The organism is Agromyces mariniharenae, assembly GCF_008122505.1.
In the GTDB taxonomy this organism is placed as follows: Bacteria; Actinomycetota; Actinomycetes; order Actinomycetales; family Microbacteriaceae; genus Agromyces; species Agromyces mariniharenae.
Window position 1 is genome coordinate 18,802 of sequence record NZ_VSSB01000002.1, and the last position, 13,691, is coordinate 32,492.

General features: G+C 72.9%; 15 protein-coding genes and 1 riboswitch. Of the genes, 13 read left to right on the top strand and 2 right to left on the bottom strand.

What is annotated here, in order from left to right; genetic code table 11:
* Positions 1–34: 34 nt before the first annotated feature.
* From FYC51_RS13345 to FYC51_RS13375, 6 genes are all read left to right on the top strand, one after another.
* Complete coding sequence (locus tag FYC51_RS13345) at positions 35–331, top strand: antibiotic biosynthesis monooxygenase family protein (protein WP_148734313.1); 297 nt, start codon at positions 35–37, stop codon at positions 329–331.
* A gap of 255 nt (positions 332–586) precedes the next feature.
* Positions 587–652: riboswitch (guanidine-III (ykkC-III) riboswitch) on the top strand.
* 16 nt (positions 653–668) lie between these two features.
* Positions 669–992, top strand: coding sequence for a DMT family transporter (locus tag FYC51_RS13350; protein WP_148734314.1), 324 nt, complete (start codon positions 669–671; stop codon positions 990–992).
* Between the two features lie 142 nt (positions 993–1,134).
* Positions 1,135–1,566, top strand: a complete 432-nt coding sequence (locus tag FYC51_RS13360) for a hypothetical protein (RefSeq protein ID WP_187432662.1) — start codon at positions 1,135–1,137, stop codon at positions 1,564–1,566.
* On the top strand, positions 1,560–1,793 hold the full coding sequence (locus FYC51_RS13365) for a helix-turn-helix transcriptional regulator (protein ID WP_148734317.1): 234 nt from the start codon (positions 1,560–1,562) through the stop codon (positions 1,791–1,793). The genes FYC51_RS13360 and FYC51_RS13365 overlap by 7 nt, the downstream gene beginning before the upstream one ends.
* The gene (locus FYC51_RS13370; protein ID WP_148734318.1) at positions 1,790–2,818 is read left to right on the top strand and encodes an NAD(P)-dependent alcohol dehydrogenase; all 1,029 of its coding nucleotides are present in this window, start codon (positions 1,790–1,792) and stop codon (positions 2,816–2,818) included. Before FYC51_RS13365 ends, FYC51_RS13370 begins: the two co-directional genes overlap by 4 nt.
* Positions 2,815–3,783, top strand: a complete 969-nt coding sequence (locus FYC51_RS13375; RefSeq protein ID WP_148734319.1) for an NAD(P)-dependent alcohol dehydrogenase — start codon at positions 2,815–2,817, stop codon at positions 3,781–3,783. Before FYC51_RS13370 ends, FYC51_RS13375 begins: the two co-directional genes overlap by 4 nt.
* Before the next feature lie 31 nt (positions 3,784–3,814).
* On the opposite strand, the gene FYC51_RS13380 is transcribed toward FYC51_RS13375, so the two are convergent.
* Together FYC51_RS13380 and FYC51_RS13385 are read right to left on the bottom strand one after the other, a co-directional pair.
* Positions 3,815–4,783, bottom strand: a complete 969-nt coding sequence (locus FYC51_RS13380; protein WP_238476384.1) for a YeiH family protein — start codon at positions 4,781–4,783, stop codon at positions 3,815–3,817.
* Positions 4,784–4,800: 17 nt separating this feature from the next.
* On the bottom strand, positions 4,801–6,528 hold the full coding sequence (locus tag FYC51_RS13385; protein ID WP_148734321.1) for a dolichyl-phosphate-mannose--protein mannosyltransferase: 1,728 nt from the start codon (positions 6,526–6,528) through the stop codon (positions 4,801–4,803).
* Positions 6,529–6,596: 68 nt separating this feature from the next.
* On the opposite strand from FYC51_RS13385, the gene rsmI reads away from it, so the two are divergent.
* From rsmI to FYC51_RS13420, 7 genes are all read left to right on the top strand, one after another.
* The gene (rsmI, locus tag FYC51_RS13390; protein ID WP_148734322.1) at positions 6,597–7,415 is read left to right on the top strand and encodes a 16S rRNA (cytidine(1402)-2'-O)-methyltransferase; all 819 of its coding nucleotides are present in this window, start codon (positions 6,597–6,599) and stop codon (positions 7,413–7,415) included.
* A 166-nt stretch (positions 7,416–7,581) separates the two neighbouring features.
* On the top strand, positions 7,582–8,649 hold the full coding sequence (locus FYC51_RS13395) for an NADP-dependent oxidoreductase (protein ID WP_148734323.1): 1,068 nt from the start codon (positions 7,582–7,584) through the stop codon (positions 8,647–8,649).
* A gap of 111 nt (positions 8,650–8,760) precedes the next feature.
* Positions 8,761–10,320 (top strand): methionine--tRNA ligase, encoded by a 1,560-nt coding sequence (gene metG, locus FYC51_RS13400; RefSeq protein ID WP_148734324.1) that lies wholly within the window; start codon positions 8,761–8,763, stop codon positions 10,318–10,320.
* Positions 10,317–11,225, top strand: coding sequence for a TatD family hydrolase (locus FYC51_RS13405; protein WP_148734325.1), 909 nt, complete (start codon positions 10,317–10,319; stop codon positions 11,223–11,225). Before metG ends, FYC51_RS13405 begins: the two co-directional genes overlap by 4 nt.
* Entirely contained in the window at positions 11,222–12,109 is an 888-nt protein-coding gene (rsmA, locus tag FYC51_RS13410) for a 16S rRNA (adenine(1518)-N(6)/adenine(1519)-N(6))-dimethyltransferase RsmA (protein WP_148734326.1), read from the top strand. Before FYC51_RS13405 ends, rsmA begins: the two co-directional genes overlap by 4 nt.
* 89 nt (positions 12,110–12,198) lie before the next feature.
* On the top strand, positions 12,199–12,738 hold the full coding sequence (locus FYC51_RS13415; RefSeq protein ID WP_148734327.1) for a DUF4287 domain-containing protein: 540 nt from the start codon (positions 12,199–12,201) through the stop codon (positions 12,736–12,738).
* A gap of 9 nt (positions 12,739–12,747) precedes the next feature.
* Positions 12,748–13,680, top strand: coding sequence for a 4-(cytidine 5'-diphospho)-2-C-methyl-D-erythritol kinase (locus tag FYC51_RS13420; protein ID WP_148734328.1), 933 nt, complete (start codon positions 12,748–12,750; stop codon positions 13,678–13,680).
* The last annotated feature ends 11 nt before the right edge of the window (positions 13,681–13,691 follow it).

Sequence of the window (13,691 nt, forward strand, 5' to 3'; positions counted from 1 at the left end):
CGTCGTCGGGATCCTGCCGCCCTAGGCTCGGGGGATGATCCTCGAGCACGCGATCCTGCCCGTCGTCCCCGGCCGCGAGGCGGACTTCGAGGCGGCGTTCGCCGAGGCGAAGCCGATCATCGCGTCGACGCCCGGCTTCGTCGACCTCACGCTGTCGCACTCGATCGAGACGCCGAACGCCTACCTCCTGCTCGTGCACTGGGAGAGCGTCGAGGCGCACGAGCAGGGGTTCCGCGGCTCGCCCGAGTACGAGCGCTGGCGGGCGCTGCTGCACGGGTTCTACGAGCCGTTCCCCGTGGTCGAGCATTTCGCCGAGGTCGCGCGGGCCTGACGGCCGCCACGATCGCGCCCGACCTCGCGCGAGCTCACCGTCCGCGCGAGCCCTCCGTCCGCGCGAGCCCTCCGTCCGCGCGACTGCGCCACTTCGGCGCCGTCTGCGCCAGTTCGGGTGGCGCAACGGGCGTCGAAGTGGCGCAGGGCCGGGCAGCGGATGCCGCGTGCGGTGCGGCCTGACGCAAGCGGATGCCGCGCGGCATCCGCTGCCCAGCCTGCACAGGGCTTGATCAGGCCCGGTTGCTAGCCTCGAGGCAGGTCGCACTGCGCGGCCCCGGACGAGGGAACCCAGTACCCGGAACGCGACAAGACTGGCACTCAGGAGAGTGGACGTCATGGCGTGGGTCATCCTCATCGCATCCGGTGTGCTCGAAGCCGTCTGGGCGACGGCGCTCGGCAGGTCAGAGGGCTTCACGAAGCTGTGGCCGTCGGTGATCTTCTTCGGCGCGCTCGTGCTCTCGATGGGCGGGCTCGCGTGGGCGATGCGCGACATCTCCACAGGCACCGCGTACGCGGTGTGGGTCGGCATCGGTGCGGCCCTCACGGTCGTCTGGGCGATGGTCACGGGCGACTCGGACGTCTCCTGGATGAAGCTCGCCCTCATCGCGGGCCTCGTGGGCTGCGTCGTCGGCCTCAAGCTCGTCGACGGCAGCCACTAGCCAGAACAGGCACGAAGCGGATGCCGCAGGCCGACGCCGCGGCATCCGCTCGCGTTCGCCCAAGCGTGTAAAGAATGCTTGACATCATGTCGCGTTTGATTGACACTGGCCATGTCAAACATTGTTTACCTGAGGAGTTGGCATGTCGTACGAGGAGAAGGGGACCTGGCTCTACCTGGTGGTCGCCGTCGTCGGCTACACCGTGTACCTCTCGCTGGTGCTGCCGCAGGTCGCCGGCGGCGTTCCCGTCGAAGACGTCGACTACGTGCCGGTCATGCTCTGGACCATCGGCGGCGCGATCGTCGCCACGATCGTGCTGCGCATCCTCGTCGAGATCGTGTTCCCGAGCGAGAGCACCAAGGGCGACGTCCGTGACAAGGAGATCGATCGGCTCGGCACCCGGGTCGGCAGCTCGTTCGTCGTGATCGGCGCGCTCGGCGCGCTCGTGCTCGCGATGCTCGAGGCCGACTGGTTCTGGATCGCGAACGTCATCTACCTGTGCTTCGTGCTCTCGGCGCTGCTCGAGAGCATCACCCGCCTCGTGGCCTACCGCAGGGGCGTGCCGACATGGTGAAGCCGACGCGCGTCACCAACGACATCCGCTCGTTGCGGTTCCGGCAGGGCGAGATGACCCAGGCCGACCTGGCGCAGCGCCTCGGCGTGACCCGCCAGACCGTCATCGCCATCGAGCAGGGGCGGTACTCGCCGTCGCTCGAGATGGCCTTCCAGATCGCGCGGGTGTTCGGGGTCCCGCTCGACGACGTGTTCCAGTACCCCGAGGTCGAGGAGACGAAGCGATGAGGGCAGCGATGTTCGACCGGTACGGTCCGGCCGAGGTGGTGCGCATCGAGGAGCGGCCCGTTCCCGAGGTGGGCGACGGTGAGGTGCTGGTGCGGGTGGATGCCTCGGCGGTCGGGGTCACCGATGCCGTGAGCCGGTCGGGATCCCCGTGGTTCGCCCGCCTGTTCTTCGGGCTGCGACGCCCGAAGTACCCGATGCTGGGCACGGAGTTCGCGGGCGCGATCGAGCGGGTCGGCGCGGGCGTGACCCGCTTCGCGCCGGGCGACCGGGTCTTCGGCGCCGCCGAGGTGGGTGCCGGCGCGACCGCGGAGTTCGTCGTGGTCGGCGAGCACGGGGCGATCGCGCAGGCGCCCCGTGGGCTGGATGCAGCGCACGCCGTGGCGACCGTCGACGGCTTCCTCACCGCGCTGCCGTTCCTGCGCGATGCGGGGGAGGTGCGGCCGGGGCAGTCCTTGCTCGTGAACGGCGCCTCGGGCACCGTCGGCTCGGCGGCCGTGCAACTGGCGAAGCACCTCGGGGCATCCGTCACCGCGGTCACGAGCGGCCCGAACGCGGAGCTCGTGCGCTCGCTCGGCGCCGACCGGGTCATCGACTACACGCGCGAGGACTTCACGGCCGAGCGCGGCGCCTACGACGTGATCTTCGACGCGGTCGGCAAGCGCTCGTTCGGCGAGTGCCGGCGGGCGCTCACGGCGCACGGCATCTACCTCACGACGGTGCCGACCGGCGCGATCATGCTGCAGACGCCGCTGACCCGGGTGTTCCGGCGCGGGCGGCGCGCGGCCATCGCATTCACCGGCCTGCGCGACTCGAGCGTGAAGGGACGCGAGCTCGAACAGCTCACGAGCCTGGTCGAGTCGGGCGCGTTCGTTCCGGTCGTCGACCGGATCCTGCCCCTCGACGAGCTCGTCGCCGCGCACCACCGCGTCGAGACCGGCCACAAGGTCGGCAGCGTCGTGATCGCGGTGTCGGATGCCGCGGAGCGGGCCGACTCCGTCAGCGAGGCGAACGGGGCCGGCGCGTGAGGGCGATCGTGCACCGCCGCTACGGCGGGCACGAGGTGCTCGAGCTCGGTGAGGTCGATGCGCCCGAGCCCGCAGCCGACGAGGTGCTCATCCGCGTCGACGCGGTCGCGGTGAGCGCCGGCGACGTGTTCCTCATGCGCGGCGAACCGAGCATGGTGCGGCTCGCGTTCGGGCTCTCGCGACCGAAGCGGCCGGTGCTCGGCCGCGACGTCGCCGGCGAGGTCGCCGCGGTCGGGCCGGCCGTGACGCGGTTCCGCGTCGGAGATCCCGTGTACGCCGAGTCCGACCAGGGCGGCTGGGCCGAGCTCGTCGTAGTGCCCGAGCGCTTCGCGGCGCGGCGACCGGCGTCGGTCGACGCGGCGCACGCGGCGGCCGTGCCGGTGTCGGGCACGACAGCGCTGCAGGGCCTGCGGCTCGCCCGCGTCGGGCCGGGTCAGCACGTGCTCATGACGGGCGCGTCGGGCGGCGTCGGCGGTTTCGCGGTGCAGCTCGCCAAGGCGATGGGCGCCGAGGTCACCGGGGTCTGCCGTGCCGAGAAGGCCGACCACGTGCGCGCCATCGGCGCCGACCACGTCATCGATCACACGACCGAGGACTTCACCGCGCATGCGGGCCGGTACGACGTCGTGTTCGACATGGTCGCCGATCGCTCGCTCCGGCGCATCAGCCGCTCCCTGACGCGCGGCGGCACGCTCGTGCTCTCGTCGGGCCGCGGGGGACGCGTGGTCGGTCCGCTCTGGCGCATCGCGGCGGCATCCGTCATGTCGCCATTCGTGCCGCAGCACCTGCGCACGCTCGCGGCGAAGCGCGACGGCGACGACCTCGCCGAGCTGACCCGGCGCATCGACGCGGGCGAGGTGCGGCCCGTCGTCGACACGGTGTTCCCGCTCGAGCGGGCCGCCGACGCGGTCGCCAGGTTCGAAGCCGGCGACGTGCGCGGCAAGCTCGTGCTCGCGGTGCGCTGAGCGGCGCGGGCGCCGATCGCACGGGTCGGCCTCAGCCGAGCAGCACCGCGCCGTACGCGAGCGCGGCGACGAGCACCCACGACGTGAGGCCGACCACGAGCGCGCGCCATCCGGTGTGCACGAGCTCGACCACGCGGATCGACGCGCCGAGGGCGAAGAGCGCCGTCGCGAGGAACGCGGTCTGCACGACGTCGGCGCCGGTGAGCAGCCACTCGGGCAGCGGCACGAACGAGTTCAGCAGCACCGCCGCGAGGAAGCCGGCGATGAACAGGGGCACGATCGGCGGGTGCGGGCCGGCGGGCTCGATCGCGCGGCGTCGCTCGACCGCGGCGGTGATCGCGACCATCGGCGCGAGCATGAGCACGCGCGTGAGCTTCACGACCACGGCGACCGCAAGCGCCGCCGGTCCCGCGAGCTGCGCCGTCGCCACGACCTGCCCGACGTCGTGCACGCCGGCGCCGACCCAGTGCCCGAAGCCCGTCGCCGAGAGCCCGAGCGGATGCCACAGCGCGGGCAGCACGGCGATGGCGAGCGTGCCGCACAGCGTCACGAGCGCCACGGGCACGGCCTGCTCCTCGTCGCGGGCGCGCACGGTCGCGCCCATCGCGCCGATCGCGGACGCACCGCAGATCGCGAAGCCGCTGGCCACGAGCACCGGCTGGTGCCCGGGCAGCCCGAGCGCCCGCCCGAGTCCGATCGTGCCGGCGAACGTCAGCACGACGACGGCGATCGTCGTGAGGATCGTGATCCAGCCGAGGCCCGCGATGTCGACGAGGCTGAGCTTCAGGCCGAGCAGCACGATGCCGAGGCGCAGCAGTCGCCGCGCGGCGAGCTGCAGGCCCGGCGCGAGGCGACCGGCGAGGGCGGGCTGCAGGGCGGGCACCTGGCCGACCAGGATCCCGAGTGCGACGGCGGCCGTGAGGATCGGCACGGCCGGCATGGCGAGATGCGCGAGCCAGGCCACGAGCGCCGCGGAGGCCGCGATGGCGAGTCCCGGCATCAGTTCGCGCATCGGGCTCACGTCGCCCAGGCGGGCGTCCAGAAGTGGAGCTGCCGGAACTCGGGCGTGACGGGCATGCCCGTCCAGATCGGGTAGTAGAACGCCGAGACGAGCAGGGCGAAGCCGAGGAAGATCGCCACGACGGCGATGCCGCGTTCCCGTCGCCAGCGCACGTCGTCGCGGCGGCCGAGCACCAGCATGAGCACCATCGTGAGCGCGAGCATCGTGTAGGGCTGGAACGCGATCGAGTAGAACTGGAACACCGTGCGATCGAGGTACCCGAGCCACGGCAGGTACCCGGCGGCGAGGCCGAGCAGGATGATGCCGACCTGCCACTCCCGGTAGCGCACGAGCCGGTACAGGAGGTAGAGGCACGCGAGCGCGGCCGCCCACCAGATGAGCGGGTTGCCGATGCCGATGATCGACTCCCAGCAGGTCGCGGCGCCGCATCCGCCCGACCCGTCGTCGGTGGAGGAGAAGTACATGTTCGTTGGCTTGAACATGATGAGCCAGGTGAGCGGGTTCGCCTGCGACGGATGCTCGGCGTGCACGCCGATGTGGTACGTGTACGCGGACTGGTGGTAGTGCCAGAGGCTCTGCAGCGCGTGCGGCACCCACGCGAGCCAGCCCGTGGCCTGGTTCTCGGGGGCGTCGGCCCAGTGCCGGTAGTAGCCGCCGTCGGTCGTGAGCCAGCCGGTCCACGACGCGAGGTACACGACGAGGGCCACCGGCACCATCAGGAGGAACGTCACCGGCCCCTGCTTCAGCACCGCGCCGGTGATCCAGAAGGGCACGCCCGCACGCCGGCGCGCGAGCGCGTCGACCACCACGAGGTAGAGCCCGAACGCGGCGAGGAACCAGGCCCCCGACCACTTCACGGAGCAGGCGGCGCCGAACGCAACGCCCGCTGCGACCACCCATGGCCGGGCCCAGAGCGCTGGCCCGTAGTGCGGATCGCGCCCGTGCGCGCGGGCCTCGGCCAGTCGTCGGGCGAGCTCGCGGGCGGCGTGCTCGCGATCGAGGAGCACGAACCAGAAGCCGAGCAGCGCGAACAGCATGATCCAGTTGTCGAGCAGCGCCACGCGGGACATCACGATGGCGTTGCCGTCGATCGCGAGCAGGAACGCCGCGATCACCGCGACGATCGTCGACGGCCACAGGCGACGCGCGACCAGCGCCAGGACGAACACCGCCGCGGTGCCCCCGAGCGCCGTGCTCGCCCGCCACCAGAACGCGCTGTCCGCGCCGAAGACCGCCATGCCGAGCGCGATCATCCACTTGCCGAGCGGCGGATGCACCACGTAGGCCGGGTCGTCGGTGAAGATGTCGGTGTCGCCGCGGGCGAAGTCCGCGTCGGCGTTCTCGGGCCAGGCCGATTCGTAGCCGTTGTGGAGGAGCGTCCACGCGTCCTTCACGTAGTAGGTCTCGTCGAAGACGATGGCCTGCGGGTGCCCGAGGTTCCAGAACCGCAGCACGGCGGCGAGCACCGTGACGACGATCGGGCCGCCCCAGTACCAGAGCGTGCGGCGACGCGGCGTGGAGAGCACGCGACCCCACCAGCGGTCGAGCGGCGTGCCGCGGTCGACGTCGGCGGCAACGGGCGCGGGCCCGTGCGCGGCGGGGGCGTGCGCGGCAGGCGCGGTGCCGCCGGATGCCTCGTCGGCGCCCTCGGGCGCGGGATGCTCCGCCGGGTCGTCGTCGGCACGCGATGCACGCGCGTCGGCGGCGCCGGTCTCAACACCCATGCGCCCCAGAGTAATCGCGCCGGCCACCCCCACCACCTTCCCGGCCGGGCATGGGGGACACTGGGGGCATGATCATCCTCGCGGCCACGCCCATCGGCAATCTCGGCGACGCCTCGGCGCGCCTGCGCGAGGCGCTCGAGCAGGCCGCGGTCGTGGCATCCGAGGACACGCGCGTGACCCAGCGGCTGCTCGCCGGGCTGGGCATCCCGAACCGGCCGCGACTCATCGCGCTGCACGAGCACAACGAGCGGCAGAAGGCCGCCGACCTCGTCGAGCTCGCGCGCGATCAGGACCTGCTCGTGCTCTCCGACGCGGGCATGCCGACGGTCTCGGACCCGGGCTTCCCGCTCGTGCAGGCCGCCGTCGCCGCGGGCGTCGCGGTGACCGCGATCCCCGGTCCGTCGGCCGTGATCACCGCGCTCGCCGTGTCGGGGCTGCCGACCGACCGGTTCGCGTTCGAGGGCTTCCTGCCGCGCAAGGCGGGCGACCGGGCCCGCCGCCTCGCCGAGCTCGCGGGCGATCGGCGCACGCTCGTGTTCTTCGAGGGGCCGTCGCGCCTGGCCGTGAGCCTCGAGGCGCTCGCCGAGGCGTTCGGCGCCCACCGTCCCGCCGCCGTGTGCCGGGAGCTCACCAAGCTGCACGAGGAGGTCCGCCGCGGCGGCCTCGGCGAGCTCGCCGCGTGGGCGGCAGACGGCGTGCGCGGCGAGATCTGCATCGTCGTCGGTGGGGCGCCCGAGGGGCCGGCGGATGCCGCGGGGGCGCTCGACCGCGTGCTCGAGCTCGCGGCATCCGGCACCCGGCTGAAGGACGCCGCGGCGCTCGTGGCCGCGGAGAGCGGACTCGGCAAGCGCGACCTGTACGAGGCGGCGCTCGCGGCCCGCAGGTGACGGCGCCGCGCTCACCTGAGCGAGCGGGCGCGCCGATGCGCGGGCTGCGACCTTCAACCGCCGGCTGAACCGCATCTGGACGCTCCCTGAGTGTTCCACCGCTGTCCCTCGAACAGGGGGACAATGGCAGTACCGCACAACGGTGGAGGTGCCCGTGGCGCACGCAGTGAGGTTCGCATCATTCGGGGGGCCCGAGGTGCTGGAGGTCGTGGAGATGCCCACGCCCGAACCGGGCGAGGGCGAGGTGCTCGTCGAGGTGTTCGCGACGGGGTTGAACCCGGTCGAGAGCGCGATCCGGCGGGGAGATCACCCCGAACGCTGGCCCGTGGAGCTGCCGGCGACCGAGGGGCGCGACCTCGCCGGCGTCGTGATCGCGACCGGGCCCGGCGTCGAGCGGTTCTCGCGCGGCGACGAGGTCATGGGCTTCGTCTCGCACGGTGCGCAGGCGACGCACGTCGTCGTCCCCGAGGGCAACCTCATGCCGCGTCCGCCCGCCCTCTCGTGGGAGGTCGCGGGGTCGCTGTACACGGCGGGCACCATGGCCTGGAGCGCCGTCGAGGGCCTGCAGCTCGGCCCGAGCGACACGGTGGTCGTGACCGCGGCGGCCGGCGGGGTCGGATGCCTCGCGGCCCAGTTCGCCCGCATGCGCGGCGCGACCGTGGTGGGCACGAGCGTCGAGACCCGGTTCGACTTCCTGCGCCAGTTCGGGATCATCCCGACCGGCTACGGCGAGGGGCTCGCCGAGCGGGTGCGCGCGCTGACGCCCGGACCGGTGACCGCGTTCCTCGACTTCCTCGGCGGGCAGACGGCCGCGGCCCGCGAGCTCGGGGTCCACGCGTCGCGCGTGCTCACCGTGCTCGACTGGGACGCCGTCGACGAGCACGGCGTGCTGCACGTCTCGCCGGGCGACGTGGTCGCACTGGGACGCGTCGCCGCGCTCGCGGCGGCACGACGCATCCGCCTGCCCATCGCCGACGTGTTCCCGCTCGACGCCGTCGCCGACGCGTACCGCGCGCTCGACAAGCGCGAGGCGCCCGGCAAGATCGTGCTCGGCCTGCGCATCGTGGACTACCCCGGGCAGCGGGTGCGCGAGCCCGAGATCAAGGAGCAGGACGTGACCCTCGGCGTGCTCACGCCGCACCGGCACCTCGACGTCGAGGAGGCCGTGCCGCCCGCCATCGGCGACGGCAGCGTGCGCCGGCGGCACCGGGAGGAGCGCGCCAGGAACGCGTGAACGGGCCGCGCGAACGGCGGCACGGGCGGTGTCGGGGCCGGCACCGCAGGCGAGTCCGCCCGGGGCGTAACCCGGCGGCAGTGGCATCCGCGCGCCCATAGGATTGAGCGCATGGCCGACGCCTCCTCGTTCTACATCACCACGCCCATCTTCTACGTGAACGACGTGCCCCACATCGGGCACGCGTACACGGAGGTGGCGGCCGACGTGCTCGCGCGCTGGCACCGGCAGGCGGGCGAGGACACGTGGTCGCTCACGGGCACCGACGAGCACGGCCAGAAGATCCTGCGCACCGCGACGGCCAACGGCGTGACGCCGCAGGAGTGGGCCGACCGCCTCGTCGACGAGGCGTGGAAGCCGCTGCTGCAGACCATCGACATCGCCAACGACGACTTCATCCGCACGACCGACGAGCGGCACGAGCTCAACGTGCAGCGCTTCCTGCAGAGGCTGTACGACGACGGCCACATCTACACCGGCGAATACGAGGGCTACTACTGCGTCGGCTGCGAGGAGTACAAGCAGCAGTCCGAGCTCGTCGACGGCACGGGCGAGTACGAGGGCCAGCTCGTGTGCGCCATCCACTCGAAGCCGGTCGAGCTGCTGCACGAGAAGAACTACTTCTTCCGCATGTCCGCCTTCGCCGACAAGCTGCTCGAGCTCTACGCCGAGCGGCCCGACTTCGTGCAGCCCGAGTCCGCGCGCAACGAGGTCGTCTCGTTCGTGCGGCAGGGCCTCGCCGACCTCTCCATCTCGCGGTCGACGTTCGACTGGGGCGTGAAGGTCCCGTGGGACGACTCGCATGTCGTCTACGTGTGGTTCGACGCGCTGCTCAACTACATCACCGCGGTCGGCTACGGGCAGGACGAGGCGGAGTTCTCGCGCCGCTGGCCCGCCCAGCACATCGTCGGCAAGGACATCCTGCGGTTCCACGCGGTGATCTGGCCCGCCATGCTCATGGCGGCCGGCCTCGACGTGCCCCGCGGCGTGTTCGGCCACGGCTGGCTCCTCGTCGGCGGCGAGAAGATGTCGAAGTCCAAGCTCACGGGCATCGCGCCGTCGCAGATCACCGAGACGTTCGGCTCCGATGCGTTCCGGTTCTACTTCCTCTCCGCGATCCACTTCGGCCAGGACGGCTCGTTCTCGTGGGAGGACCTCGCCGCGCGTTACCAGGCGGAGCTCGCCAACGGCTTCGGCAACCTCGCCTCGCGCGTCGTCGCGATGATCACGCGCTACTGCGACGGCGTCGTGCCGGCCGCCGACGAGCTCTCGGCCGCCGACCACGAGGTCGCGGCGATCGAGCAGCGGGCCACGGATGCCTCGTGGTCGGCCGTGAACCGGCTCGCCATCCACGAGGCGATCGCCGCCGCGTGGGAGCTCGTCGACGCCCTCAACGGCTACCTGACCGTCGAGGAGCCCTGGACGCTCGCGAAGGACCCGCACAAGCGCGCCCGCCTCGAGACCGTGCTCGCCACCGCGTACCACGGCCTGGGCACGCTCGCCGTGCTGCTCTCGCCCGTGCTGCCCGAGGCGACGGCGAAGCTGTGGACGGCGCTCGGCGCGCCCGGCACCGTGCAGGAGCAGCGCATCGACCGCGCGAACGAGTGGACGGTGGGCGAGCGCGTGTCGCCGCTCGCGGCGCTCTTCCCGCGCGTCGAGGTCGCCGAGTGACGGAAGCCCGGCCCGACCACCTCCGCACGCGCTCCGACGGCGGCCGCGCGGTCGAGTACCCGCCGCCGCCCGAGCCGCTCGCCGTCGGGGTGTACGACAACCACACGCACCTCGAGATCGCCGACGGCGCGCTGCCCCTCGACGTGCACGAGCACCTCGAGCGCGCGGCATCCGTCGGCGTCGTGGGGGCCGTGCAGGTGGGCACGGATGTCGCGACGAGCCGCTGGTCGGCGGACGTCGCCGAGCGCGAGCCGCGCCTGCTCGCCGCGGTGGCCCTGCACCCCAACGAGGCGCCCGAGCTCGAGGCCGCCGGAACGCTCGACGACGCGCTCGCCGTGATCGACGAGCTCGCCGCCCGGCCGCGCGTGCGCGCCGTCGGCGAGACCGGGCTCGACTTCTACCGCACGGGTGAAGACGGACGCGACGCCCAGTTCCGCTCGTTCGAGGCGCACATCGAGATCGCCAAGCGGCACGGCGTCGCACTGCAGATCCACGACCGCGACGCGCACGACGAGGTGCTCGAGACGCTGCGCCGCGTGGGCGCGCCCGAGCGCACGGTGTTCCACTGCTTCTCGGGCGGCGAGGAGCTCGCGACGACCGCGGCCGATGCCGGCTGGTACCTCTCGTTCGCCGGCAACGTGACGTTCAAGAACGCCGAGAACCTGCGCGAGGCGCTGCGGGTCGCGCCGCTCGACCGCATCCTCGTCGAGACGGATGCCCCGTACCTCACGCCCGTGCCGCTGCGGGGACGCCCGAACGCGCCGTACCTCGTGCCGCACACCGTGCGGTTCATGGCCGGGGTGCTCGGGGCCGATCTCGACGAGCTCTGCGCCCAGGTCGCTGCGAATACCGAGCGCGTGTACGGCTCGTGGGATGATGTGCGCATGGGGGAGACGGGGGCGTGAACGCCCATCGGCATGCGGCCGACGGCGACGAGCCGACGCCGCGCCTGCTCGGCCCCGCCGAGATCCGCGATCTCGCCGAGGTCCTCGACGTGACGCCGACGAAGAAGCTCGGCCAGAACTTCGTGCACGACGGCAACACCGTCCGCCGCATCGTGCAGGCGGCGGGGGTGCAGCCCGGCGAGACGGTGCTCGAGATCGGCCCGGGGCTCGGATCGCTCACGCTCGGGCTGCTCGAGGCCGGGGCATCCGTCATCGCCGTCGAGATCGACCGGCGGCTCGCCGAGCAGCTGCCGCACACCGTGCGCCTCATGCAGCCGGGACGCTCGCTCACGGTGGTGCACGACGACGCGCTGCGGGTCACCGAGCTGCCGGGCGACCCCGTGCGGCTCGTGGCCAACCTGCCCTACAACGTGTCGGTGCCCGTGCTGCTGCACCTGCTCGAGCACTTCCCGTCGCTGCGCGCGGGCATCGTCATGGTGCAGGCCGAGGTCGGGCACCGGCTGGCCGCCGACCCCGGCTCGAAGGTCTACGGCGCGCCCAGCGTGAAGGCCGCGTGGTACGGCCGATGGCGGCTCGCCGGGCAGGTGTCGCGCATGGTGTTCTGGCCGGTGCCGAACGTGGACTCGGTGCTCGTGGGCTTCGAGCGCGACGAGGAGCCCGGCACCGAGGCCGAGCGGCGAGCGACGTTCGCGCTCGTCGACGCGGCGTTCCAGCAGCGCCGCAAGATGCTGCGCCAATCCCTCTCGAGCGTGCTCGGCGGCTCCTCCGCGTCCGCGGCCGCGGCCCTCGAGCGAGCGGGCGTCGACCCGCAGTCGCGTGGCGAGCAGCTGCGCGTCGACGACTTCCTCGCGATCGCGCGGGCGTCGGAGACGGCGCGGGCCTGACGGCTCCGGCCCGACGGCTCCGGCCTGACGGCTCGGCCGGCCGCGCGGCGCGCCTTCCGCGCCTTCGCCGACCGCACTACCGTTGAGCCATGAGCACGCCGGTGGGCAGCAACGCCGAGGGCGTCGGCGACGACGCCGTGCGCGCGGCGACGGGTCGGGATCGTGCCGAGTGGTTCGCGCTCCTCGACGAGGCGGGCGCCGCCACGTGGACGCACAAGGACGTCGCGGGCTGGCTCGTGCGGGAGCACGGGGTCGACGGCTGGTGGGCGCAGGGCATCACGGTCGGGTTCGAGCAGGCACGCGGCATCCGTCGGCCCGGCCAGCGGCAGGACGGCACGTTCGAGGCGAGCGTCAGCCGCACGGTCGACCTCGCGCCGACCGATGCGCTGCGGGCGCTCGCCGCCGTGGTCACGCTGCAGCTCGACGTGGATCCGCTCGCGCTCAACCTCACCGCGAAGCATCCGACCGCCCGGTTCCCGCTCGAGGGAGGCGAGTACGTGCTCGCGACGGTCAGTCCCGTCGCCGATGGGCGCTCGTCGATCGGCCTCACCTGGGGCCGCATGCCCGACGGCACGCGGCTCACCGAGGTCAAGGCGCGCATGCGCGAGTGGCTGCGGGCGGTCGGCTAGCGTGGAAACATGACGATCGCGGCGACCGACGAGGCAGTGCACGTCCGGGCGCCCGGCAAGGTCAACCTCTTCCTGCGCGTCGGAGACGTGCAGCCCGACGGCTACCACGACGTCGCCACCGCCTACCAGGCCGTCTCGCTCTACGAGGACGTGAAGGCGTGGCCCGACGACGAGTTCAGCGTCGTCTTCGGCGGCAGCATCGACACGTCGGGCCTGCCGACGGATGCCTCGAACCTCGCGATCAAGGCGGCGAAGCTGCTCGCCCGCACCGCCGGCGTGCCCGGCGGCGTGCACCTCGAGATCGAGAAGCACGTGCCGATCGCGGGCGGCATGGGCGGCGGGTCCGCGGATGCCGCGGCGACCCTGGTGGCCTGCGACGCGATGTGGGGCACCATGCTCTCGAAGGAGGAGCTGCACGCGCTCGCCGCGAAGCTCGGCGCCGACGTGCCGTTCGCCCTCACGGGCGGCACGGCGATCGGCACCGGACGCGGCGACCGGCTCAGCCCTGCGCTCGCGACGGGGTCGTTCCACTGGGTGCTCGCGGTCGCCGAGTTCGGCCTCTCGACGCCCGGCGTCTACCGCGAGCTGGACCGCCGCCGCGAGACCGACCCGCGCCTCACGGTGCCCGCGTCGTCGCCGACGGTCGACACGGCCGTGCTCCAGGCGCTGCGCGCGGGCGACGCGCACCTGCTCGCCGACGCGCTGCACAACGACCTGCAGGCCGCCGCGCTCGGGTTGGCCCCGGGCCTCGGCGGCATCCTCGAGCTCGGCGAGTCGCACGGCGCGATCGCCGGCGTCGTCTCGGGCTCGGGACCCACGGTCGCGTTCCTCGCCGAGGACGCCGACACGGCGCTCGAGCTGCAGGTCGCGCTCTCCGCCGCGCGCCTCAACGCCGTGCACGTGCACGGGCCCGTCCACGGCGCCCGGATCGTGCACGCGTAGGCTCGACGGGA

Coding starts and splice junctions, on each gene's coding strand:
- FYC51_RS13345 (WP_148734313.1), top strand. CDS start 35: ATGATCCTCGAGCACGCGATCCTGCCCGTCGTCCCCGGCCGCGAGGCG.
- FYC51_RS13350 (WP_148734314.1), top strand. CDS start 669: ATGGCGTGGGTCATCCTCATCGCATCCGGTGTGCTCGAAGCCGTCTGG.
- FYC51_RS13360 (WP_187432662.1), top strand. CDS start 1,135: ATGTCGTACGAGGAGAAGGGGACCTGGCTCTACCTGGTGGTCGCCGTC.
- FYC51_RS13365 (WP_148734317.1), top strand. CDS start 1,560: ATGGTGAAGCCGACGCGCGTCACCAACGACATCCGCTCGTTGCGGTTC.
- FYC51_RS13370 (WP_148734318.1), top strand. CDS start 1,790: ATGAGGGCAGCGATGTTCGACCGGTACGGTCCGGCCGAGGTGGTGCGC.
- FYC51_RS13380 (WP_238476384.1), bottom strand. CDS start 4,783: ATGCCGGGACTCGCCATCGCGGCCTCCGCGGCGCTCGTGGCCTGGCTC.
- FYC51_RS13385 (WP_148734321.1), bottom strand. CDS start 6,528: ATGGGTGTTGAGACCGGCGCCGCCGACGCGCGTGCATCGCGTGCCGAC.
- rsmI (WP_148734322.1), top strand. CDS start 6,597: ATGATCATCCTCGCGGCCACGCCCATCGGCAATCTCGGCGACGCCTCG.
- metG (WP_148734324.1), top strand. CDS start 8,761: ATGGCCGACGCCTCCTCGTTCTACATCACCACGCCCATCTTCTACGTG.
- FYC51_RS13415 (WP_148734327.1), top strand. CDS start 12,199: ATGAGCACGCCGGTGGGCAGCAACGCCGAGGGCGTCGGCGACGACGCC.
- FYC51_RS13420 (WP_148734328.1), top strand. CDS start 12,748: ATGACGATCGCGGCGACCGACGAGGCAGTGCACGTCCGGGCGCCCGGC.